Origin of the sequence: Luteimonas sp. 9C, from assembly GCF_902506295.1 — a bacterium.
Classification (GTDB): domain Bacteria; phylum Pseudomonadota; class Gammaproteobacteria; order Xanthomonadales; family Xanthomonadaceae; genus Luteimonas.
The window spans coordinates 1,145,215-1,165,715 of sequence record NZ_LR733312.1; the positions used below are offsets into that span (position 1 = coordinate 1,145,215).

General features: G+C 68.8%; 18 protein-coding genes and 4 tRNA genes. 12 read left to right on the forward strand and 10 right to left on the reverse strand.

Annotated features, from left to right (window positions below):
- Positions 1 to 134: 134 nt before the first annotated feature.
- From moaA to CURTO8I2_RS05045, 3 genes are read right to left on the reverse strand one after another with little or no spacing between them, the layout of a single operon-like run.
- The gene (gene moaA / locus CURTO8I2_RS05035) at positions 135 to 1,157 is read right to left on the reverse strand and encodes a GTP 3',8-cyclase MoaA (protein WP_159679208.1); all 1,023 of its coding nucleotides are present in this window, start codon (positions 1,155 to 1,157) and stop codon (positions 135 to 137) included.
- Positions 1,154 to 1,924: an MBL fold metallo-hydrolase gene (locus CURTO8I2_RS05040; RefSeq protein WP_159679210.1), complete on the reverse strand. Its 771-nt coding sequence runs from the start codon at positions 1,922 to 1,924 to the stop codon at positions 1,154 to 1,156. The genes moaA and CURTO8I2_RS05040 overlap by 4 nt, the downstream gene beginning before the upstream one ends.
- The gene (locus CURTO8I2_RS05045; protein ID WP_159679211.1) at positions 1,924 to 2,694 is read right to left on the reverse strand and encodes a 3-deoxy-D-manno-octulosonic acid kinase; all 771 of its coding nucleotides are present in this window, start codon (positions 2,692 to 2,694) and stop codon (positions 1,924 to 1,926) included. Before CURTO8I2_RS05045 ends, CURTO8I2_RS05040 begins: the two co-directional genes overlap by 1 nt.
- Before the next feature lie 32 nt (positions 2,695 to 2,726).
- On the opposite strand from CURTO8I2_RS05045, the gene CURTO8I2_RS05050 reads away from it, so the two are divergent.
- Both CURTO8I2_RS05050 and CURTO8I2_RS05055 read left to right on the forward strand, forming a co-directional pair.
- Positions 2,727 to 3,830, forward strand: coding sequence for a glycosyltransferase family 9 protein (locus tag CURTO8I2_RS05050; protein WP_236551121.1), 1,104 nt, complete (start codon positions 2,727 to 2,729; stop codon positions 3,828 to 3,830).
- Complete coding sequence (locus tag CURTO8I2_RS05055; RefSeq protein WP_159679213.1) at positions 3,830 to 4,204, forward strand: hypothetical protein; 375 nt, start codon at positions 3,830 to 3,832, stop codon at positions 4,202 to 4,204. The genes CURTO8I2_RS05050 and CURTO8I2_RS05055 overlap by 1 nt, the downstream gene beginning before the upstream one ends.
- Positions 4,205 to 4,207: 3 nt before the next feature.
- Here CURTO8I2_RS05055 and CURTO8I2_RS05060 read toward each other — a convergent pair whose 3' ends face one another.
- The gene (locus CURTO8I2_RS05060; RefSeq protein ID WP_159679214.1) at positions 4,208 to 4,618 is read right to left on the reverse strand and encodes a DUF6165 family protein; all 411 of its coding nucleotides are present in this window, start codon (positions 4,616 to 4,618) and stop codon (positions 4,208 to 4,210) included.
- A gap of 112 nt (positions 4,619 to 4,730) precedes the next feature.
- On the opposite strand from CURTO8I2_RS05060, the gene CURTO8I2_RS05065 reads away from it, so the two are divergent.
- Both CURTO8I2_RS05065 and CURTO8I2_RS05070 read left to right on the forward strand, forming a co-directional pair.
- A tRNA-Ser gene (locus CURTO8I2_RS05065) sits at positions 4,731 to 4,821 on the forward strand.
- 569 nt (positions 4,822 to 5,390) lie between these two features.
- Positions 5,391 to 6,095, forward strand: coding sequence for a protein phosphatase 2C domain-containing protein (locus CURTO8I2_RS05070; protein WP_159679216.1), 705 nt, complete (start codon positions 5,391 to 5,393; stop codon positions 6,093 to 6,095).
- 15 nt (positions 6,096 to 6,110) lie between these two features.
- Here CURTO8I2_RS05070 and dnaQ read toward each other — a convergent pair whose 3' ends face one another.
- From dnaQ to CURTO8I2_RS05085, 3 genes are read right to left on the reverse strand one after another with little or no spacing between them, the layout of a single operon-like run.
- Complete coding sequence (dnaQ, locus tag CURTO8I2_RS05075; protein WP_159679218.1) at positions 6,111 to 6,836, reverse strand: DNA polymerase III subunit epsilon; 726 nt, start codon at positions 6,834 to 6,836, stop codon at positions 6,111 to 6,113.
- A gap of 13 nt (positions 6,837 to 6,849) precedes the next feature.
- On the reverse strand, positions 6,850 to 7,296 hold the full coding sequence (rnhA, locus tag CURTO8I2_RS05080; protein ID WP_159679220.1) for a ribonuclease HI: 447 nt from the start codon (positions 7,294 to 7,296) through the stop codon (positions 6,850 to 6,852).
- A 25-nt stretch (positions 7,297 to 7,321) separates the two neighbouring features.
- Complete coding sequence (locus tag CURTO8I2_RS05085; protein WP_159679222.1) at positions 7,322 to 7,975, reverse strand: methyltransferase domain-containing protein; 654 nt, start codon at positions 7,973 to 7,975, stop codon at positions 7,322 to 7,324.
- A 44-nt stretch (positions 7,976 to 8,019) separates the two neighbouring features.
- On the opposite strand from CURTO8I2_RS05085, the gene gloB reads away from it, so the two are divergent.
- On the forward strand, positions 8,020 to 8,784 hold the full coding sequence (gene gloB, locus CURTO8I2_RS05090) for a hydroxyacylglutathione hydrolase (RefSeq protein WP_159679224.1): 765 nt from the start codon (positions 8,020 to 8,022) through the stop codon (positions 8,782 to 8,784).
- Positions 8,781 to 9,953: a lytic transglycosylase domain-containing protein gene (locus CURTO8I2_RS05095; protein ID WP_159679226.1), complete on the forward strand. Its 1,173-nt coding sequence runs from the start codon at positions 8,781 to 8,783 to the stop codon at positions 9,951 to 9,953. The genes gloB and CURTO8I2_RS05095 overlap by 4 nt, the downstream gene beginning before the upstream one ends.
- 92 nt (positions 9,954 to 10,045) lie before the next feature.
- Here CURTO8I2_RS05095 and CURTO8I2_RS05100 read toward each other — a convergent pair whose 3' ends face one another.
- Complete coding sequence (locus tag CURTO8I2_RS05100) at positions 10,046 to 12,031, reverse strand: peptidyl-prolyl cis-trans isomerase (RefSeq protein ID WP_159679228.1); 1,986 nt, start codon at positions 12,029 to 12,031, stop codon at positions 10,046 to 10,048.
- Between the two features lie 261 nt (positions 12,032 to 12,292).
- Between CURTO8I2_RS05100 and CURTO8I2_RS05105 the strand changes: the two genes are divergently transcribed.
- The 4 genes from CURTO8I2_RS05105 (at position 12,293) to CURTO8I2_RS05120 (ending at position 13,221) form a co-directional block, all read left to right on the forward strand.
- Positions 12,293 to 12,574, forward strand: a complete 282-nt coding sequence (locus CURTO8I2_RS05105) for an HU family DNA-binding protein (RefSeq protein ID WP_159679230.1) — start codon at positions 12,293 to 12,295, stop codon at positions 12,572 to 12,574.
- Positions 12,575 to 12,594: 20 nt separating this feature from the next.
- Positions 12,595 to 12,669: transfer RNA gene (locus CURTO8I2_RS05110), tRNA-Val, on the forward strand.
- Positions 12,670 to 12,684: 15 nt separating this feature from the next.
- Positions 12,685 to 12,761, forward strand: a tRNA-Asp gene (locus tag CURTO8I2_RS05115).
- Positions 12,762 to 13,144: 383 nt separating this feature from the next.
- Positions 13,145 to 13,221 (forward strand) — tRNA-Asp (locus CURTO8I2_RS05120).
- Between the two features lie 74 nt (positions 13,222 to 13,295).
- Here the strand turns inward: CURTO8I2_RS05120 and CURTO8I2_RS05125 are convergent.
- Together CURTO8I2_RS05125 and CURTO8I2_RS05130 are read right to left on the reverse strand one after the other, a co-directional pair.
- The gene (locus CURTO8I2_RS05125) at positions 13,296 to 14,822 is read right to left on the reverse strand and encodes a serine hydrolase (RefSeq protein WP_236551003.1); all 1,527 of its coding nucleotides are present in this window, start codon (positions 14,820 to 14,822) and stop codon (positions 13,296 to 13,298) included.
- 48 nt (positions 14,823 to 14,870) lie between these two features.
- Positions 14,871 to 17,666 (reverse strand): TonB-dependent receptor, encoded by a 2,796-nt coding sequence (locus CURTO8I2_RS05130; RefSeq protein ID WP_159679233.1) that lies wholly within the window; start codon positions 17,664 to 17,666, stop codon positions 14,871 to 14,873.
- A gap of 253 nt (positions 17,667 to 17,919) precedes the next feature.
- On the opposite strand from CURTO8I2_RS05130, the gene CURTO8I2_RS05135 reads away from it, so the two are divergent.
- Both CURTO8I2_RS05135 and CURTO8I2_RS05140 read left to right on the forward strand, forming a co-directional pair.
- A complete protein-coding gene (locus CURTO8I2_RS05135) occupies positions 17,920 to 19,329 on the forward strand; it encodes an SH3 domain-containing protein (protein ID WP_159679235.1) in 1,410 nt (469 codons plus the stop codon).
- A gap of 23 nt (positions 19,330 to 19,352) precedes the next feature.
- Positions 19,353 to 20,450 (forward strand): dipeptide epimerase, encoded by a 1,098-nt coding sequence (locus CURTO8I2_RS05140; protein WP_159679237.1) that lies wholly within the window; start codon positions 19,353 to 19,355, stop codon positions 20,448 to 20,450.
- Positions 20,451 to 20,501: the final 51 nt, after the last annotated feature.

A 20,501-nucleotide genomic window follows, 5' to 3' on the forward strand; every position in this document is an offset into this window, starting at 1 on the left:
GGTACCGGGGGCCGTCTGAAGTGCGTGGCGACATGCTGGATCCGCGTCCGGAACGCGACGCCGCGGGTGCTGGAAAGCCGGGTGGCGGACCGTGAATCGGGCGTGCCGCGGCACCCGGCGCACAACGCAGGTGCTCAGCCGCCGACCAGAAACATCTCGACGTGCTTGCGCGGGGCGCGCACGCTGCCGCGCAGTTCGCTGTAGCGATCGGCGCGGCGCGACCACAGCCCGGCCAGCCGCGACGAGAACGCGGCCTCACCGTCGGCGAGCCAGCTGCGCATGGGCTGGCCGCTACCGGAGAACAGGCAGGTGTACAGGCTGCCATCCGCGGAGACGCGGGCGCGCTGGCAATCGCCGCAGAACGGCGCGGTGACCGAACTGATGAAGCCGATCTCGCCGGTGCCGTCGATGAAGGCATGCCGCTCGGCAACTTCGCCGCGGTAGTTCGCATCCAGCGCGCGCAACGGCCAGCGGGCATCGATGCGTGCGTGCAACTCGCGCGACGGCACGACACGCGCACGGTCCCAGCCGTTGCAGGTGCCCACGTCCATGTACTCGATGAAGCGCAGCACGTGGCCACTGCCGCGGAAGTGCGCGGCCATGCGCTCGACCTCGTGGTCGTTGACGCCGCGCTGCACCACGCAGTTGAACTTGATCGCGGAAAACCCTGCGCGCTCGGCGGCCGCAATGCCGGCGAGCACGTCGTCGATCTCGCCGCGCGCGCCCGACAGCGTGCGGAACAGCGCGGGATCCAGGGCATCGAGGCTGATCGTCAGGCGCTGCAGTCCGGCATCGCGCAGGGCCTGCGCATGGCGCGCCAGCAGCGACGCGTTCGTCGTCATCGCCAGATCGGTGATGCCCGGCACCTTCGCCAGGCGTTCGACCAGCGCCGGCAGGCCCTTGCGCAGCAGCGGCTCGCCGCCGGTCAGGCGCAGCTTGTGCATGCCCAGCCGCGCGAAGCCGCGCACCAGCGTCTCGATCTCGTCGAAGGACAGCCGCCCGGCCTGGTCGAAGCCGTAGTCGTCGGGCACGCGGTCGGCCGGCATGCAGTAGCCGCAGCGGAAATTGCAGGCTTCGATCACCGACAGACGCAGGTCGTGCAGCGGCCGTCCCAGCCGGTCGAGCGGCGACTGGGGCGGATGTGGCAGGGCGCTCATGCGGTGGGAGCCTGCGCCAGCACCGGTGGACGCAGTGCGAAACGGGCGCCAGGCCGGGCGATCCGCTGTCCGCGTGCCTCCAGCGCAATCCCGTCGGCCTCGGAGGCGTAGTGGTACAGCACGCAGCGCGCCAACAGGTCGCGCGGGTACTCGCGTTCCAGATCGTCGATGCCGCTGTGCGAGGGATTGCCGTGCAGGCCGCAATCGTGGGCGACGAGTTCGTCCTGGTCTGCGAAGCGCGCCAGCATTTCCGGGATCGGCCGCGTGTCGCCGCTCCACACCAGGCTGCCCGGCAGACGCACTCCATAGGCGGTCTCGGGCCAATGGTGGCGCACCGGGAATACCTCAAGACGTACGCCGTCATGCCAGAACGCATCACCGACCGGGATCAGCTGGAACGCATCCCAGAAGTTCGCGCCGCCTTCGGCCAGCACGTTCGGGTAGTCGCCCACCCGCCTGTGCAGCAACGGCACCACCGGCGCCGGCACGTAGAGGGGCAGGCGGCCGCGTCGCGCGGGATCGAAATACCGGTCGACGAAGAGCCGCTCGAAGCCCGCCACGTGATCCAGATGCACGTGGGTCACGAACAGCGCGCGCGGCGCTTCGCCGTAATGCGCCAGATACGCGGTCAGGCCTTCGCCGCCGCAGTCGATCGTCAGCCACGGAACGCCATCGCGCTCGATCGTCGCCATCGGCGAGCCCAGCGACACCGCCGACGCGTTGCCGACGCCCTGGAACCGCAGCGCCCAGTCGACATCGACCGTCATCAGGTGCCCCGGCTCCACAGCGCGTCGTAGGACCGGCGCAGCCGCGCGAAGTCCTGTTCGACGTCCGCCTCCGGCCGCGCGCCGCGCAGTTTCAGCAGCGAGCGCTTGAGCCGGGCGAGATTCTGCTCGCGCCAGCGGGTCTCGGGAATGCACAGGCGGCCCCGGTCGAAATCGATCAGCCAACCCTTGCCGACGCCGTCGAACAGAATGTTGTGGGCGTTGAGATCGGCATGGTCGAGCCCGGCGCGATGGAAGCGCGCGATCAGACGTCCGGTCTGCTCCAGCGGCGCATCCACGGGAGATTCCGCCATGTGGTCGGCCAGCGAGCGCACGTCCGGCAGCCGCTCCATCAGGATCCAGGCGCGGTAGCCCAGTCCGCGTCGCAGATAGCTCGCGGCGATCGGCTGCGGCACCGGCAGGTCGCGGCGCAGCAGCTCGCGCAGCAGGCGGAACTCGACGAAACTGCGCACGCGCCGCGTGCCGCGCCACAGATGCTGGTCCCGGTTGAAGCGCCCGACCATGCCGCCGCGCAGGTACTGCCGCAACACGCAAGGCCCGTGCGACGCCTCGATGAACCACGCACCGCCGCGGCCACTGCCGTCGACGCGCTGCGCGCGTCCGCCCCAGGCCTCGGGATCGAACCAGCGCGCATCGGCTTGCCGCAGCTGCGTGCCGTCGAACAGAATGGCGCCGTATTCCGCGCTTCCCCCGCTCGCGCGATCGCCCGCCGGTATCGGCGTCAGGCTCTCGGCGGGATCGAATCTGCTCATCGACGCGAGTCTATCAAGCCTTGACGCCTGCCCTGCCCGGTTCCAGCCCTTCGCCGCGGGTCTTCGGCCCCGATTCGCCGCCGCGTTCGATCTGTCTGCTGCGGCTGTCCGCGCTCGGCGACGTGACCCATGTGCTGCCGCTGATCCGCACCCTGCGCGCGGCCTGGCCTGAGGTCGCGCTGACCTGGGTGGTCGGCAAGGGCGAACACCGGCTGCTCGAAGGCCTGCCGGGGGTGGACTTCGTGGTCTACGACAAGAAGACCGGCCTCGCCGGCATGCGCGCTGTGCGGCGCGAGCTGAAAGCGCGGCTGGGCACCGCCGCGCGGTTCGACGTCCTGCTGCAGATGCAGGTCGCCGCGCGCGCGAACCTGCTTTCGGCCTTGATTCCCGCCCGGGTGCGCGTGGGCTACGACGCGTCGCGCTCCAAGGATCTGCACGGGCTTTTCATCAACACCCGCATTCCCGATCGCCCCGGCATCCATGTGCTCGATGCCCTGGGCAGTTTCTGCGAACCGCTGGGGCTGCGTCAGGACCGCGTCGAATGGGATGACATGCCGGTGCCCGCCGAGGCCTTCGACTGGGCGCGCGCGCAATGGCCCGACGACTGCCGCCCGGTGCTGATGATCTCGCCGTGCTCCAGCCATGTGCGGCGCAACTGGTACCCGGACCGTTACGCCGCGCTCGCTGACCACGCCGCCGCGGCGGGCTGGCGCGTCGTGCTGTGCGGTGGCCGCAGCGACCTGGAACGGCAGACGACCGACGCGATCCTGACGGCGATGCGCCACGACGCGCTCGACCTGGTCGGCAAGGACACGCTCAAGCAATTGCCTGCCCTGCTCTCGCGCGCACAGCTGCTGGTCACGCCGGACTCCGGTCCGATGCACATCGCCAATGCGATGGGCACCAAAGTGCTGGGCCTGCACGCGGCCAGCAATCCCAAGCGCAGCGGCCCGTATTCCGACCGCCGCTTCTGTGTGGATCGCTACGACGATGCCGCCCGCAGATTCCTCGGCAAGCCGGCCGCGGACCTCAGGTGGGGCACGAAGATCGAGTTCGACGACGTGATGGCGCTGGTCACGGTGGACGATGCGATCGCCGCCTTCGAACGCCGCCGCGCCGGACTGGAGCACAGCTGATGGACCCGATCGTCGCCGGCCTGCTCGCCACGCTCGTCGGCGCGATCGTCGGCGGCGCGGTCAGCTTCCTGCTCAACCGGCAGTTGCACGCGCAGCAGCTCGAGCGTCTGCGCACCGAGCACAAGACCGAGTTCGCCGCCGAGGACACGGCGCGGCATTTCCTCTCGCACCGCGGGTACACCGACCGGTCCTTCGACGTGCTGCGCAAGCATCTGGGCGGCTTCGAGGACGACGAGTTGCGGCGCATCCTCGTGCGCGCCGGCGCGGTGCGCACCTACCGCGACGACGGCGGCGAATGGTGGCGGCTGCTCAGCCGCATGGACGAATACATCGAACTGAAGACGCGGCGCGCGGACGGGGCCGCCGCCGAATGAGCCTCAGGGCGCGGCCTGGCCGCGCCGGTAGTCGGCATAGGACTTCTCTTCGACGTAAGCCGAGCCCAACGCCAGGTTGATCGCCTTCTTGATGCGCGCGCGCTCGTCGTTCTCCAGATACACGCTGCGCGCCAGCTGCACGAAGTCGTCGCCGAACGCGCCGGCGCGCTCCTTGACCCGCACCGCGTCCTCGATGTCCCACAGGCGCTCGTTGACCGCCTTGAGGTCCGCGCGCAGCCGCACGATGTCGTGACCGGCGGCCGGATGCGCCATCCACGCCTGCTCCAGCGCGCTCAATTCCGTACGCACGTTGGTCAGCTTGGCGGGATCGTCCATCCGCTCGGACTTGATCTGCAGGATCGACAGCTTGTCGAGAAGTTCGCCGAAGGAGACGGGGACGGAGATTTCGGACATGGACAGCGCCGTGGAGGTGGACGGCCCGGCAGTGTAACGCCGCGCTTGTCGGCCACGCAGCGCGCCCGTATCATTGCGCCCCCGGACGCCGCGAGGCGGTCGGGGACCATCTGGAGAGGTGGCAGAGCGGTTGAATGTACCTGACTCGAAATCAGGCAGGCGTTTATAGCGCCTCGGGGGTTCGAATCCCCCCCTCTCCGCCAGATTCGCAAACGCCCCGCAAGGGGCGTTTTGCGTTTATGGCGGAACGGGGGATTTGATGAGAACCCCTGGTTCGACGGATTCGCCGGGCGCGGATCCGGACAGCCAAACGGCTGGCCCCGGAAGCGCGAAGCGCTGGAAGGGTGAGGCCCTTGGACGGGCCGAACGATCCCCCGGTGGAAAACGCGGGTGACTGCTGCCGGACACCAAGCCGTGCTTCGCCACTGCGCGAAGACGCCACTCGTAGACCCTCGAGATCACCTGTCCCAGTCTCTAGGATCAAATTTCTCAACAGCCATCCGGAGGCTGAAAAAACGCTGCAGCTTTCACCGGGACGACGCTACCCACCCAATGCGACGTGGCGATCACCCCACGCCATGCACCACGTGCACGACGCTTGCCCTATGCTCGTGACGGGTCCACCGTCACAATAGCGAATGCGCCTACCCTCCCAGCCCCGGACGCCTCGTATCGTGTCTCGCGTCGATTGCCGTACCGTGCTGGCCGCCTTCGCAGGGTGCCCGCGTTGTCAGCGGCAGACCTCCCCTTCGGACGCGACCCAGGGACGCGCATGATCGAGTTCGGCCATCTGACGCATGTGGGCCTGCGGCGCGACCTCAACGAAGACACCTATTACGGCGACAGCGAACTCGGTCTCTGGCTGATCGCGGACGGCATGGGGGGTCACGAATACGGCGAAGTGGCCAGTGCGCTGGCGCGTGAGACGATCGTCCGCGAAATCCGCCAGGGCACCGCGTTGCCGCAGGCGATCCGCATCGCCGACGAGGAGATCATCCGTGCCTCGCGCCGGCGCAACGACAGCCTGCCGATGGGAACGACGGTCGTGGCCGCGCGCGTGACCGGCCACCGGTTCGAAGTCGCATGGGTCGGCGACAGCCGCGTCTATCTGTGGCGCGACAACAAGCTCGCGCAGCTGTCGCAGGACCACAGTTACGTGCAGGAGCTCATCGCCCAGGGTGCGATCAGCATCGACCAGGCGCGCAGCCATCCGCATCGCAACGTGGTGACCCAGGCACTGGGCGTCACCGATCCGCAGACGCTCAACGTCGAGACCCTGTCGGGCGAACTCAGCCCCGGCACCCAGCTGCTGCTGTGCAGTGACGGCCTGACCGAGGAAGTCGACGACCGCGCGATCTCGCGGGTGCTGGCGCACCTGGAATGCAGCGCGCAGGAATGTGTCGACGGCCTGGTCGCCGCCGCGCTCGATGGCGGCGGCTCGGACAACGTCACGGTGATCCTGATCCGCCGGCACTGAGCGCCGGCGCGGATTTCAGGCCGTCTCCAGTTCCACCGGCGCTTCCATGGGCGCCCACAGGCACATGCCTGCTTTCTTGCGGATCGATTCGATCCGCGCCGCATGGGCGGCGAGTTCGTCGGCCTGAACCACCAACGCCGGCCGCGCGCCCGCCGGCTGCGCCAGCACGATGTGGCTTGCGGTGCGCTCCGGCTCAGCCGAAGCGCCGAAGCCGATTTCGTGCTGGCCGGCGGTGAGTGCGAGATAGACCTCGGCCAGCAACTGCGCATCGAGCAGCGCGCCGTGGAGCTGGCGATGCGCATTGTCGACGCCGAGCCGGCGGCACAGGGCGTCGAGCGAATTGCGCTGCCCCGGATAGCGCTGGCGCGCGAGCAGCAGCGAATCCTCCACCGTCACCCGCTGGCGCAGCGCGCCGTAATGCGGGCCGAGCAACGACAGCTCATTGTCGAGGAAGCCGACGTCGAAGGCCGCGTTGTGGATGATCAGCTCGGCGCCTTCGATGAATTCGAGGAAGGCGTCGGCGATGTCGGCGAACGGCGGCTTGTCGGCGAGGAACTCCAGGCTCAGCCCGGTGACCTCGGCCGCGCCCTGTTCGAAGTCGCGGTCGGGCTTGATGTACTGGTGGTAGGTGCGACCGGTCGGGCGGCGCTCGACCAGTTCCACGCAGCCGATCTCGACGACGCGGTTGCCCTTCTTCCATTCCAGGCCGGTGGTTTCGGTATCGAGGACGATCTGGCGCATGCGTGTCTCTCCGTCAGGCCGCAGCAGTGCGCTGTTCGCGCGCGGCGGCACTGGCGAGCGCGTCGACGCGCTCGTTTTCGGGATGTCCGGAATGGCCCTTCACCCAGCGCCAGTCGATCTGGTGGCGTTCGCAGGCGATCTGCAGCCGCTGCCACAGGTCCTGGTTCTTGACCGCGCCGCCGCCGGCGGTCTTCCAGCCGCGCTTGATCCAGTTGCGCATCCACTCGGTGATGCCCTGGCGCACGTACTGGGAATCGGTGTGCAGCACGATCTCGCAGGGCTCGCTCAGCGCTTCGAGCGCGGCGATGGCGCCCATCAGCTCCATGCGGTTGTTGGTGGTCAGCGGCTCGCCACCCGAGAGCTCGCGCTCGGTGGCCTTGTAGCGCAGCAGCGCCCCCCAGCCCCCGGGGCCGGGATTGCCGAGGCAGGCGCCGTCGGTATAGATCTCGATCGACTTCATGGATGTTCCGGACAAATAAGGGAGATCAGGCCGCCGGCACCGCGAGGGGCAGCGGCATCGCGCGGCGGCTGCGCATCGGGGTCAGCGGCAGATGCCGCTTCTGCCCGCGCAGCGCGTAGGCCGCGCGCAGGCCCGGGCCGTTCTGCGATTCCGTCACGGCCTCGGTGCGCCAGCTCGGGCCCACGCCGTTGGAGACCGCATCCGGCGCCAGGCCGGCGTCGCGCATCCGGCGACGCCAGGTCAGCGGCTCGGCGCTGGCGATGCCGGTTCCGCGCCAGCGCCAGCGGTACGGCGTGAGCGGATTGAGCACCAGCAGCCACAGATGGCCACCGGGCGCGAGCACGCGCGCGGCCTCGTCGAGCAGACCGAGCGCATCGCCCCGGCCACCGACCACATGCTGGAGGACCACCGCGCCGAAGGCCTCGCTCGGCAACGGCAGGGGCACGCCACAGCGCACGGGCCCGTGCAGGCCGTCGCCCGTGCGCACCAGGCACAGGCCGCGCCCGTCGACCTGCCGGTCCGGCCGGGTCGGCGTCAGCCACAGCCAGGGCAGACCGGGATGCGATCCCAGGGCGTCGGCGACGAGCGCGTGCTCACTGTCGAGGATCGCGCGGCCGGCCGGGGTGTCGAACCAGTCGCGGGCGCTGCCGGGTTGACCGGCCGGGGAGATCGCGGGCATGGTCGGCATTGTAATGGCTTCCAGCCGCCGCCGAGCCCACACCGATGCGACTGCAGCCATTGCCCGCGTTCGATGACAACTACATCTGGACGCTGTCGGATGCGTCCGGGCGTGCAGTCGTGGTCGACCCGGGGCAGGCCGCGCCCGTGCTCGCCGCGGCCGATGCCGGCCTGACGCCCGCCGCCATCCTGCTGACCCATCACCATGCCGACCACATCGGCGGCGTTGAGGCACTGCTGGCGCGCTGGCCGGACCTGCCGGTGTTCGCACCCGACGACCCGCGGATTCCGCAGGCGACGGTCCGCGTCGGTGACGGCGAGACCGTCGGGATCGAGGGCTGGCGCTTCGCGGTCATGGCCGTTCCGGGCCACACGCGCAGCCACATCGCCTTCCATGGCCACGGTCATCTGTTCAGCGGGGATACCCTGTTCAGCCTCGGCTGTGGGCGCATGTTCGAAGGTACCGCGGCCCAGATGCTGGCCTCGCTCGACCGGCTGGCGGCCCTGCCTGCCGATACACTCGTCTGCTGCGGTCATGAATACAGCCAGTCGAACGCCGCCTTCGCGCGCGTGGTCGACCCGGACAACGCAGCGCTGCGGCGCCGTGAACAGGAGATCCTCGACATGCGCAGCGTTTCGCGCCCCACCCTGCCCGTCGCGCTCGCCAGCGAGCTCGACTGCAATCCCTTCCTCCGCGTCGACGCCGATGCGGTCCGCGCCGCCGCCTCGCATGAGGCCGGCACTGCGCTGACCGACCGGGTCGATGTCTTCGCCGCATTGCGGCGCTGGAAAGACGGCTTCCGCGCATGACGCCGGGGCGCCTGACCCGTCTGGCCGCAGCGCTGTTCGCACTCGCGGCCCCGGCAGCGACCAGCTTCGCGACCGATACGCCCGCCGGCGACGCCACGGCGGCACGGGCGCCTGCCACGCTCGCCGCCGCGACCTCGACGCCTGCCGTCACCCGCAATGGCCAGGAGGTCTACCGCCGATTCCTCGATGGCCTTTCCGAGCCCGGGTGCACAGCGGAGGCGACGGAACGCTGGCGTTCGCATTTCGGCCATGTGCCCCGCCAGCTGGCCTCGCGTGGCAACGATGTGCTGCCGCTGTTCGCCTACGTCGTCGAGGAGGTGCGCGCCCAGCACCTGCCGACCGAGTTCGCCCTGATCCCGTTCGTCGAGAGCGGCTACCGGCCCGGCGCCCGCAGCGCGTCCGGCCCCGCAGGTCTGTGGCAGTTCATCGCAGTGACTGCGCGCAATCACGAAATCCCGATCCGTCCCGGCTACGACGGGCGTCTGTCGCCCGCCGACTCCACCCGGGCCGCGGTGCGTTATCTCAAGACCCTGCACGGCATGTTCGCCGGCGACTGGCGCCTGTCCGTGATGGCCTACAACGCCGGCGAGTACCGCGTCTTCGGCGCGCTCAAGCGCGCCGGGCAGGAGGCCCGCAACGCCACGCCCGCATCGCTGCCGATGCCACAGCACACGCAGGCCTACGTCCGGAAGCTGCACGCCCTGTCCTGCCTGATCAAGGAAGCGGGCGAAGGCGAAACGTGGATGGCCGCGATGGATCGTGAAGTGCCGGCGTTGACCGCGATCGCGGTGCCGGACGGGGTCCGCGATCTCGACGCGCTGGCGAGCCGCCACGAGACCGACGCCGCGCGTCTCAAGCGCCTCAATCCTGCGCACGTCGATGGCCGCATCGCGCGGATCGGCCAACCGGTCACGCTGCTGGTGCCGCAGGCCGCGGCCGCGCCGCCGGTCTTCATGGCCGAGGCACCGCCCGAGGCGGACGCCATGCCTGCAACCGTCGGCGACGCCACGCCGACCGCGCGCCGGATGCATACGGTGGCGCGCGGCGAATCGCCCTGGTCGATCGCCAAGCGCTATGGCCTGCGGACGCAGGAGCTGTTGACGCGCAATGCGCTCGACGCGCGCAGCGTGTTGCGCCCGGGCATGGAACTGCTCATCGACGAACGCTGACCGGACACCATCGGCCGGCGCACGTTCGCCCGCCAGTCGCCAACAAAAAAGCCCGGCACGTGCCGGGCTTTTTGCGGGTCGCGAACGCGCGCCTAGAGGCGCGCTTCGTTGACCGTGATCTTCATCTCGCGGCGCAGGCTGCGCTGCAGGACTTCCGCATCCTCGCTGCCCAGCAGGCTGCCGAGCTGCTGGCGCAGCATCGCCTGCTCCTGCTCGCTCGCATCCGCGGGATTGCCCGGCTCGACCTTGGTCACCGCGAACACGACGGCGCTGCCGTCGGCCAGCATCACCTTGCCCGGCGTAGGCGCATCGCCGGTCGGCGGTGCCGCACGGAAGTAGGCCTGGCTGGCCGCCGCATCCGGCACCGGCGCACCGCGCGGAATGCCCGGCACGTCCTGCGCCTGCAGCTGGCGTTCGCCGGCCAAGGCCTGCAGGGTCTTGCCGCCCTTGATCTCGGCCACCATCGCATCGGCAGCCTGCTCGGCCTGCTTGCGTGCACGGTCGGCACGGACCTCGGCGATCACACGCTCGCGCACCTGCTCCAGCGGCTGCGCGCGCTCGGGCGTGTGACTGGTGACGCGGATGAATACCGTCTGGTTCGGGCCGATCTCGATCGGATCGCTGACCGTGCCGTCCTGGGTCAACGCTTCCGAGAACGCCGCCTGCACCACCGCGTTGTTGGCGGCGATGCCGCTGCCGGCACCCCGCGCGAACGGCGCGATGGTCTGGATCTGCACGCCGCCGGCGGCAGCCGCAGGCTCCAGCGACATCGGGTTCTTGTTGATCTCGTCGACGACGCGACCGACCTGCTCGTTGTAGACACGCGAGCTGTCACCTTCGCTGACTTCCTTCTCCATCTGCTCGCGCACATCTTCGAACGCGACCGGCTCGCCGGCGTCCACTTCGCGCAGCTGCAGCACGTGCCAGCCGAAGTCCGTACGCACCGGCGCGCTGACCGCATTGGGCTGCATTGCGAACAGCGCATCCTCGAACGCGCCGGCCATCATGCCCTTCTCCACCCAGCCCAGATCGCCGCCGCCGTCCCTGGAACCCGGATCGTCCGAGTTCTCGCGGGCGAGCGCAGCGAAATCGGCACCCGACGCCTGCGCCCTGGCAGCGATGTCGGCCGCCTTCTTCTGCGCGGCCTGCTGCGTCGCCTCATCGGCATCGGCCGGCACTTCGACCAGGATGTGCGAGGCCAGACGACGCTCGGCCGTCGCGAAGCGCGACTTCACCTGTTCGAAGTGGGCGCGCGCCTCGGCCTCGTCGACGGCCGCGTCGTCCGCACCCTTTCCGGCAGCGGCCTTGAGCTCGATGTATTCCAGCGCGACCTTTTCCGGCTCGCGATAACGCGCGGCATGCGAGTCGTACCAGGCCTGCTGGTCGGCCTGCGACACGTCGGCCATGTCGACGGCAGGCGGCGGCACGACGACGAAGCTGACGTCGCGACGCTCCCCGAGCAGACGCATCAGACGGGTGGACTCGCCTTCGGTGACGAACGCGGTTTCGGCGATCGACTGCGGCACCAGGACGCGCTGCAGATCGACGCGGATGCTTTCCTGGAACTCGCGCGGCGTGCGCGGCGGCTGGGTGGACTGCAGGGCCATCTGGTAGCGCTGCGGATCGAAGCGGCCCTCGACCTGGAACGCCGGGATCGACTGGATGATTTCCTGCACCTGCGCATCGCCGATGGCGATGTTGGCGCGGTCGGCGGCCAGGCCGAGCACGGCGCGGTCGATCAGCTGCTCGAGCACTTCCCGCTTGCTCTCCATCGTTTCGAACGCGCGCGCATCGAACGCCTCGCCCTCCTGCTGACGACGTTGCTCGCGCATGCTGTCGAAGGTCTGGCGGAATTCTTCGGCACTGACCTCGGCCGACGTCCACGCGAACTTGCGGACCAGCCACCAGTCCGGCGCGGACTGCCACCATTTCGGCGGCGCCTCGACCTTGGCGGCATAGTCGGCATTGTTCTGGAACAGATACTGCTCCATGCCGAAGAACGCGAAGGGGACCGCGAGTACCGCCACGATGGCGATGGCGATCCAACCACTGGTCTTATCTCGAAGCGCTTGCAGCATGGGTCAGGACACGGGATGGCGAGCCGCCCAGTGTACCCGCAAGCCCGCCACCGCGCAGGCGCGGAGGCCGTCTGCAATGCGCCGCGAGCGCGCTGGAACCTGTTCAGTCGCGATCGGGAATCCGGTCGTAATCACCAGGGGGATCGCGTAACATGCGCGCCTGACCGGAATCCACGTCCGGACCTGCAGCGCAACGCGCGGCCGGCCGGATGCTCCAGACGTACGACACGTCGACATCTCAAGAAGAAGAGGAATTCACACATGGCAAACCTCACCAAGTCCGACATCATCGCTTCGGTTGCCGAAAAGTCCGGCCTGTCGCGCGCCGACGCCGGCCGTGCCGTCGATGGCCTGCTCGACACGATCACCGAGGCGCTGAAGAACGGCGACGCGGCCAACTTCGTCGGCTTCGGTTCGTTCGTTGCCCGTCCGCGTGCTGCCCGCACCGGCCTGAACCCGCAGACCAAGGAGCCGATCCAGATCGCAGCTTCGACGGTGCCTGCGTTCAAGGCTGGCAAGGCGCTGAAGGATGCAGTAAAGTAAGCGGCTCGATTGTTCCGCATGGGTGCTTAGCTCAGCGGTAGAGCGTCTCCTTTACACGGAGAGGGTCGGGGGTTCGAAACCCTCAGCACCCACCAAGAGTTTCAAAGCGCGGAGCGGTAGTTCAGTTGGTTAGAATGCTGGCCTGTCACGCCGGAGGTCGCGGGTTCGAGTCCCGTCCGCTCCGCCAATTCTTCAAGCGAAAAACCCTGCAGCGATGCGGGGTTTTTTGTGGGCGATGATTTTCGGTATCGCACCGGTCCTGGACGATGGATACGTTGATCCGCCGCACGACGTCGCACGCCAGCCGGGCACATACATGATCGCGCGTGTCGGGCTGTGGCAAGTCACACGCCCACCGATGGCGGCGACGCGCGCCAGCCCGCCTATCGACATCCAGCGACGATGACCTGCGCAAGGTGCAACGGCGCCCGGTCGCGTGCGGGCCTGCAGGAAAGAACGCGCGCGCAGAGCGTCGTCTGCAGCCCGTCTGGTCGCGTGGCCGGACGCCATGAAAAAAAGTGCGTGCAGCCTCTTCCCAAGCCCGGCGTTTCATGTAGAATCTCGCGCCTTGGAGCGGTAGTTCAGTTGGTTAGAATGCTGGCCTGTCACGCCGGAGGTCGCGGGTTCGAGTCCCGTCCGCTCCGCCATTTGCAAGCGAAAACCCCTGCAGCGATGCAGGGGTTTTTCGTGTGTGGCGATCTCGATCCCGAACGCTCCGGTGCTACGGGCAATCGCCTTCGCGTGCGAACGCGAGATCCTCGAAGTCGTAGCTGAAGTCCGCGTCCGGATCGACCCTGGCCATGTGCAGCGCGGTCGCCCGGCCCCGCGCCGGGGTTGCGATGAGCCAGGCGTCGACATCGACGTCGACATCCCGCCATCGCACCTGCAGGCGATCGTCGACGGCGACGACATCACCCTGCAGTTTCGGCGAGCGCTCGGACGCGAAGGTCAGCCCGCTTCCGCGCGGACACACGTCGATGCGGCCGAACCACGCATCGCGCCAGCGTCCGGCGACGTTCGTAGTCTCCGCCGCGGTCGGCGCACGTGCAGGCGTGCGCATGTCGACCGCTGACGTGCCCCTGTCCGCACGCTCCGTCGAGAGCAGAGCGGCGTAGTACGCGACGTCATGCGGGCCGCTCGCACCGGTGAACTGCTTGACCAGCGCCTGCATCAATACCGTGCGCGCGTCGTCCGCATCTCCGTTGATCAGCACGACGATGCCGACACCGCGCTCGGGCAACAGCGTCAGCGCCGAGTACATGCCCTTGAGCGTGCCGGTATGCGAGACCTTCGAGGTGCCGTCGACATCGGTCAGCCGCCAGCCGTATCCGTAGGCAGAGAAGTGGCTGCGATCCCAGGCGCGCATCCGTGCGCCGAGCGGCATCGGCGTGTGCGCCGTCCACGCGGCTGCGCGCTGCGCCTGCGACAGCCAAGGGCGCTCGGCCTGCACGGCGCCGGCTTCGAGCCATGCCTGCGCCCAGCGCAGCATGTCGTCGAGACTGCAGCGCAGTCCGCCGGCTGCCATCATCGGCTCGTCGGGAATCGTGGCCGCATCGGCGCGTACCACGACGTTGCGACCGTCGATGCGCGCATGCGGCTGGGCGACGTTGCCGACCCCATCGCGCGACCAGCGGCCGGCCTGGCAGCGCGTCATGCCGAGCGGTTCGAACACCTCGCGCCGCACCAGCGCGTCGAACGGCATGCCGCCCACGGCGGCCGCGACCTCACCGGCGACGATGTAGAGCGTGTTGTCGTAGGCATAGCGCGAACGGAAACTCCAGCGCGGCCGCAGGTAACGCAACCCGTGGACGACCTCGGCACGCGTGAAGCGGTTCGGTGACGGCCACAGCATCAGATCCCCGGCGCCCGGGCCGAGACCGCTGTTGTGGATCAACAGGTCGCGCACCTGGATGTCGCGCGTGACCCAGCCCTCGGCCATGCGGAACCCGGGCAGATGCCGGATCACCGGGTCGTCCCACCGCAGCAGACCCGCATCGACCTGACGTGCCAGCACCGCGGCGGTCATTGCCTTGCTGTTGGACGCGATCTTGAACAGCGTGGCCGCATCGACCCGTGCGCCCTGCCCGGCCTGCAGCTCGCCGCGTGTCTGGCGCAGTACCACCTCGCCGTCGACGATCACGCCGACCGCGATCCCGGGCAGGTCGTAACGCGCGACCGCGGCGTCGACCATGGCCTCGAGGCGCGCAGGGTCGACCGCCCGATCGTGCGCGTACGTCTGGCCCGTCACTGCGAGACAGATCAGCAGCCAACCGCATCGGGTCATCCGCGGCACGGGTCAGAAATCGAACGTGATGTTGGCGAACACCTGGCGTCCGATCGCGCTGTAGCTGCTGGCGAAGTACGGCCACGCGGTGTGCGAATCATCGCGCGGCGGCATCTCGTCGAGCAGGTTCAGCACGCTGATGCCGAGCGTCACGTCATCGGTGATGCGGCGCGAGACGTCCGCATTCCAGATCACATAGCCCGACGTGCGGCCCGGCAACACGTTGCCGTTGTAGTTCGGCCGGCTGCCGTAGCGATAGCCGTAAAGACTGGTATTCCAGGCATCGGTGGACCAGCTGGCCCGCCAGTTGGCGCGGCTGCGCTGGCTGTTGTATTCGACGGTGCTGCGCACATCGCGTGGCGCTTCGTCACCGAACTCGGCGATCTCGAATGCCAGCACGTGCGTGTAGCCCGCCTGCAGGTTCAGATCGCCCCATCCGCCCAGGTCGACGCCGTAGCGCAGTGCCGCATCGAGGCCTTCGGTGCGCATCAACGACGCGTTGATCGGGTACGTCGCGAAGCGGGTGATCCGACCGTCCGGATTGAGGTCGGACACCACGCGCTCCACCGCGCCCGCGTAGAACCGGCAGGCCTGCGACGTCGTGTCGACGGCGGCCCCGGTGCGGTCCTGCCCCAGTCGGCAGTTGGCTTCCTGTTCGAGGTAGTAGCTGTTCGACAATGCCTGCACCCGGCCTTCGAGTTCGATGCGGTACCAGTCGAGGCTCGCCGACAGGTTCGGCCGCACATCCCACACCACGCCCAGCGTCGTCGACGTGCCCGTTTCTTCTTCGAGCAGCGGATTCGACGACTGCGTGAGAAAGGTCTGGTAATTGAACGCCGCGTTGCACTCCGGCGATTCGGCGGCGATGCCGTTGAGGCGACACAGGTATTCGTCGTCGACGAAGGGGTTGGAGCCGGTGGTGCCGGCATAGATCCACAGCAGGTCGGGGGCACGGAAGCTCGTTGCATGGGCGCCGCGCAGCAGCAGGTTGCGGAACGGGCGCCATTCCAGGCCGGCCTGCCAGGTCACGGCATCGTCGACGGACGTGATGTCGTCGTACTTGTCGTAGCGGCCGGCGAGCGTGGCGTCGAGGCTGTCGAACACCGGCACGCGGAATTCGAGACCGAGCGCGAAGCGGTCACGGGGGCCACCGCCGGGCGTGCTGGTGAGGTTGTAGACGCGGTCCGGGCCGGTGTAGTCGACGGTCGTACGCGGGTCGGGCGTCAGCGAATAGTCCTGCTGCGCAGCCTCCACTACCGCGGCCATCTGCAACGGCCCTGCCGGCAGATCGAACAGCGGTCCGCTGAAGACGAACTGCGCCTGATCGGACTTCGAGACGCCGTCGCTGACGACGGTGGTGGTGAGCCGGTCGTACAGCGCCGCCGAGCCCGGCGCGAACAGGCGGTCAGTATGGAACTCGCGGATCTCGTTGCCGTCGGGCGCAATCCCGAGCACCGGACCCATGTAGTAGTCGCGCACCGCACGGGTGAGAAAGCGCGGGCGTGTGGTGGTGATCTCGAAACGCGACGAGGTCAGGCTCACGTCCCAGTCGAACCGGCCGTCGGCCAGGGTGCCGCGCAGACCGGCGTTGATCGACCACGCGCGCTCGTCGTACTCGATGTATTTGGTCCCGCCCACTTCACCGGGCAGGAAGATGCGCTGCGCGGTCACCAGGCCCAGCTCGGGATCGCGCACGGTGAAGGGGCCTTCGCCGATGTAGTAGTGCGTCTGGCTGGAACTCTTGTCGTGGGCATCGCTGCCGAGCAGCTGCGCGTAGCCGGTCAGGCGGTCGCTGAAGTCGACACTGCCCGACACGTACGCCGAGGTCTTGCCGTAGGCGTTCTGGATCGAGCGCGCGTTGTAGTAGTCGAGCGCGCCGCAGCGGTTCGGCGTGGCCACCGACGCCGCCGAATGGAAGGGCACGAAATCCGGATTGGTCGCGGCGCAGGCATCGCGCATCGCCTGCTCGGTGGACGACAGCGCGCCGGCGTCGGTGGGCCACAGATAGGTCTGGCCGGCGCGGAGATACACGCCGCTGATCGACGCGGTGGGTCGCGCGGGATTGCTGCGGTACTGCGGATGCGCCCGATAGGTGAGATCGCGCTGCGCGGCGACGATCTCCTCTCGATCCAGCCGCTCCAGCGCATAGGTGAGGCTCCAGGAATCGCCGGTGCGCCCGCCGGTCCACTGGAACAGGCCGGTGTCGCCGCCGCCCTGCGTCGTCGTGCCGGCGCGCAGGCGGATCGTGTCGCCGCTGAAGTTCTCCCGGGTGATGATGTTGACCACGCCGGCGACCGCGTCGGAGCCGTAGATCGCCGACGCGCCACCGCTCATGACCTCGATGCGTTCGATCGCCGCGGCCGGGATGCTGCCTAGACTCACCGCCGTCCCGTTGGAACCATAGGGCTGCGGATAGTCGGCGAGTCGCTGCCCGTTGAGCAGGATGAGCTGATAGCCCGGACCGAGCCCGCGCAGGTTCATGAACTGCCCGTTGGGCGAGTTGCCGGTCTGGTCGGTTTCGTTGAGCGTGTTGCCGGTGAACTGCGTCAAGGTCCCCAGCGATTCCCAGACCGTGCTGAAGCCCTGCTTCCGGATGTCCTCGGCGGTGATCACGGTCACCGGTGCCGGGCCTTCGATATCGGTACGCGCGATGCGTGAACCGGTGACCTGCACCTGGTCGAGCGTGCTGACGCGGGTGTCGGCGGTCGGCGCCTGCGCATGCACGATCGCAGGCGTCGACAGTGCCGGCAGCAGCGCAACACCCAGCAGACGGAGGACGGATGGAAGCGGAACGGATTGGCAGGACATGCGAAACGGACTCCCCGGGTGGCGTGGCGACACGGCACACGCGCACGCGGATCGCACCGGCGCGGGCCGAGATCGAAAGCAACCCGGCCGCCCCGCAGGGCCCCCTGACCGAACGGGCATGCACGTGATTACCACCCGTGGCGAATCGATGTCAATGCGCGCATCCGCCTTGTCCTGACGCGTAAAACACCTATTCTCGTGACTCGACCGCAGGCCGGTGCGCGCTCGCATGCGCATGGCCGCAGGAGCCGCGATGCGTTTCAATCGACTGTCCCCGTTTGCCCTGCGCTGCACGTACGCCACTGTGCTGGCGCTCGCGGCGCTGCTGCCTGCGCCAGGCGCGACACACGCCGCGCCGCCCGCGCACGCGATTCCCGGACTCACCCCGGCGATGCAGTCGCCCGCGTTCTGGATCGCGCGACTCGACGCGCCGGATGCCGTCATCCTCGATGCCGCCGAGATCGAAACGCAGAACGCGGCGATGCGTCGCAACGAGGCGTCGATCCAGGATCCGCTCGCCCTGCCCGATCGCCTTGACCGGCGCACGGTGACCGGCTGGATCGCTGCCCTTTCGAAGCGCCCCACCGCGCCACGCTTCACCGTCGACGGCCCGGTGGAGGCCGCGACGCTCGATGCGTGGATGGACATGCTCGCGCTCGATGCCCTGCCCGCGCAGGTGACGCCGCGCTTCGGCCTCGTCGTGCGCCGCGCGGACCTGCGCGCGTTTCCGACCGCGACCCGTATCTTCAGCCGGCCCGACGACATCGATATCGACCGCTTCCAGGAAGACGCCCTGTTCCCCGGCGCACCGGTCGCCGTGCTGCACGCCAGCCGCGACGGGCAGTGGCTGTTCGTGGTCAGCGAGCGCTACCGCGCGTGGGTCGACGCCCGGCACGTCGCGATCGGCACGCGTGACGTGGTCGCGGATTACGCGTCGCGTGCAGCCGATGGCGTCGTCGTCGCCGGTGCGACGGCGCACACGGTGTTCACGCCGCAGGCGCCTGCGGTGTCGGACGTGCAGCTCGACATGGGCGTGCGCGTACCGCGCGCCGACTGGGACCCGGCTCGCGCCCTGCACGGCCAGCTGCCGGCATTCGGCCACATCGTCGAACTGCCCGTGCGTGGCGACGATGGCGCGCTGTCGTTCCTGCCCGCACTGCTGCCGGCGTCGGCCGATGTCGCCGACGCTGCGCTGCCCCACACCCGCGCGACCCTGATCCGCCAGGCCTTCAAGTTCCTCGGCGAACGCTACGGCTGGGGACACGCCTACAACGCGCGCGACTGCAGCGGTTTCGTGTCGGAGATCTACCGCAGCGTCGGCATCCTGCTGCCGCGCAACACCAGCGCCCAGGCGACGAGTCCGGTCTTGAACCGCATCGAGGTGCCCGCCGACCTGCCGCATGCGCAGCGCCTGCAGCTGCTGCGCGAAGCCGACGTGGGCGACATGGTGTTCATTCCGGGCCACGTGATGCTGGTCATCGGCCACGTCGACGGCGAGCCCTGGGTGATCCACGACACCGCCGGCATGAGCGTGCGCGATGGCGACGGTGCAATCGCGCGCCTGCCGCTCAACGGTGTCGTGGTCACGCCGGTGACGCCGATGCTGTCGGGCGAGGATGGCACCACCATCGACCGCATCACCAGCATTCAGCGCGTGCGCTGACACGCGCGCCCCGTCGGACTCCCATGAAAATCACCGACATCCAGCTGGGCATGGTGCGCGTGCCGCTGAAGACACCGTTCAAGACCGCGCTGCGCACCGTCGAGAGCGTCGACGACATCATCGTGTCGATCCACACCGACACCGGCCACACCGGGTACGGCGAGGCCGCAGCGACCGCGGTGATCACCGGCGACACGCACGGCTCGATCGTCGCAGCGATCTCGACCGTCATCGCGCCGCGGCTGGTCGGTCGCGACCTCGCCGATTTCAACATGTTGATACGGCTGGTGCAGACCGCGCTCGAACGCAACACCAGCGCCAAGGCCGCCGTCGAGATCGCGCTCTACGACCTGTTCGCGCAGCTGCATGGCGCGTCGCTGTACCGGATTCTCGGCGGTGGCCATCCGGTGATCCGCACCGACATCACGATCAGCGTCGACACGATCGACAAAATGGTCGCCGACGCGCTGTCGGCAGTGGACCGCGGCTTCGGCGCGCTGAAGATCAAGGTCGGCCAGGATCCGGGCGTGGACCTCGACCGCATCCGTGCGGTCCACGCCGCGGTCGACGGTCGCGCCCTGCTGCGCCTCGACGCCAACCAGGGCTGGACGCCGAAGCAGGCCGTGCATGCGATGCGCCAGCTCGAAGATGCCGGCATCGAACCGGAACTGCTGGAGCAGCCGGTCAAGGCGCACGATCTGGCAGGTCTCAAATACGTGACCGATCGCGTGCACGTGCCGGTGATGGCGGACGAAAGCGTGTTCGGCCCGGTCGAACTGATCGAACTCATCCGCGTGCGCGCGGCCGACATCGTCAACATCAAACTCATGAAGACCGGCGGGCTGTCGAACGCGATCAAGCTCGCCGACATCGCCGGCCTGCACGGCGTGGAATGCATGATCGGCTGCATGATCGAAACCAGTATCAGCGTCGCCGCGGCCGCGCACCTGGCGGTGGCGAAGTCCGACATCATCACCAAGGTCGATCTGGACGGGCCGTCGCTGTGCGCATGGAATCCGGTCGAGGGCGGTGTGTCGTTCGACGATGCGGACATCTCGATCGGCGATGCGCCGGGACTGGGCATCGTGTCGATCCGCGGCGTGGAGCCCATTGCCGGATGACCTGCGGACGGCAGCACCGCGCTCGAAGTACCGTGCCGGATGCGCGCAGCC

Bases quoted from the DNA above. Each gene is read 5' to 3' on its own strand.
- CURTO8I2_RS05100 (WP_159679228.1), bottom strand. From the start codon at position 12,031: ATGCTGCAAGCGCTTCGAGATAAGACCAGTGGTTGGATCGCCATCGCC.
- CURTO8I2_RS05140 (WP_159679237.1), top strand. From the start codon at position 19,353: ATGAAAATCACCGACATCCAGCTGGGCATGGTGCGCGTGCCGCTGAAG.
- CURTO8I2_RS05040 (WP_159679210.1), bottom strand. From the start codon at position 1,924: ATGACGGTCGATGTCGACTGGGCGCTGCGGTTCCAGGGCGTCGGCAAC.
- CURTO8I2_RS05095 (WP_159679226.1), top strand. From the start codon at position 8,781: ATGACGCCGGGGCGCCTGACCCGTCTGGCCGCAGCGCTGTTCGCACTC.
- CURTO8I2_RS05105 (WP_159679230.1), top strand. From the start codon at position 12,293: ATGGCAAACCTCACCAAGTCCGACATCATCGCTTCGGTTGCCGAAAAG.
- CURTO8I2_RS05070 (WP_159679216.1), top strand. From the start codon at position 5,391: ATGATCGAGTTCGGCCATCTGACGCATGTGGGCCTGCGGCGCGACCTC.
- CURTO8I2_RS05130 (WP_159679233.1), bottom strand. From the start codon at position 17,666: ATGTCCTGCCAATCCGTTCCGCTTCCATCCGTCCTCCGTCTGCTGGGT.
- CURTO8I2_RS05045 (WP_159679211.1), bottom strand. From the start codon at position 2,694: ATGAGCAGATTCGATCCCGCCGAGAGCCTGACGCCGATACCGGCGGGC.
- gloB (WP_159679224.1), top strand. From the start codon at position 8,020: ATGCGACTGCAGCCATTGCCCGCGTTCGATGACAACTACATCTGGACG.
- CURTO8I2_RS05135 (WP_159679235.1), top strand. From the start codon at position 17,920: ATGCGTTTCAATCGACTGTCCCCGTTTGCCCTGCGCTGCACGTACGCC.
- CURTO8I2_RS05085 (WP_159679222.1), bottom strand. From the start codon at position 7,975: ATGCCCGCGATCTCCCCGGCCGGTCAACCCGGCAGCGCCCGCGACTGG.
- CURTO8I2_RS05055 (WP_159679213.1), top strand. From the start codon at position 3,830: ATGGACCCGATCGTCGCCGGCCTGCTCGCCACGCTCGTCGGCGCGATC.
- dnaQ (WP_159679218.1), bottom strand. From the start codon at position 6,836: ATGCGCCAGATCGTCCTCGATACCGAAACCACCGGCCTGGAATGGAAG.
- rnhA (WP_159679220.1), bottom strand. From the start codon at position 7,296: ATGAAGTCGATCGAGATCTATACCGACGGCGCCTGCCTCGGCAATCCC.
- moaA (WP_159679208.1), bottom strand. From the start codon at position 1,157: ATGAGCGCCCTGCCACATCCGCCCCAGTCGCCGCTCGACCGGCTGGGA.
- CURTO8I2_RS05060 (WP_159679214.1), bottom strand. From the start codon at position 4,618: ATGTCCGAAATCTCCGTCCCCGTCTCCTTCGGCGAACTTCTCGACAAG.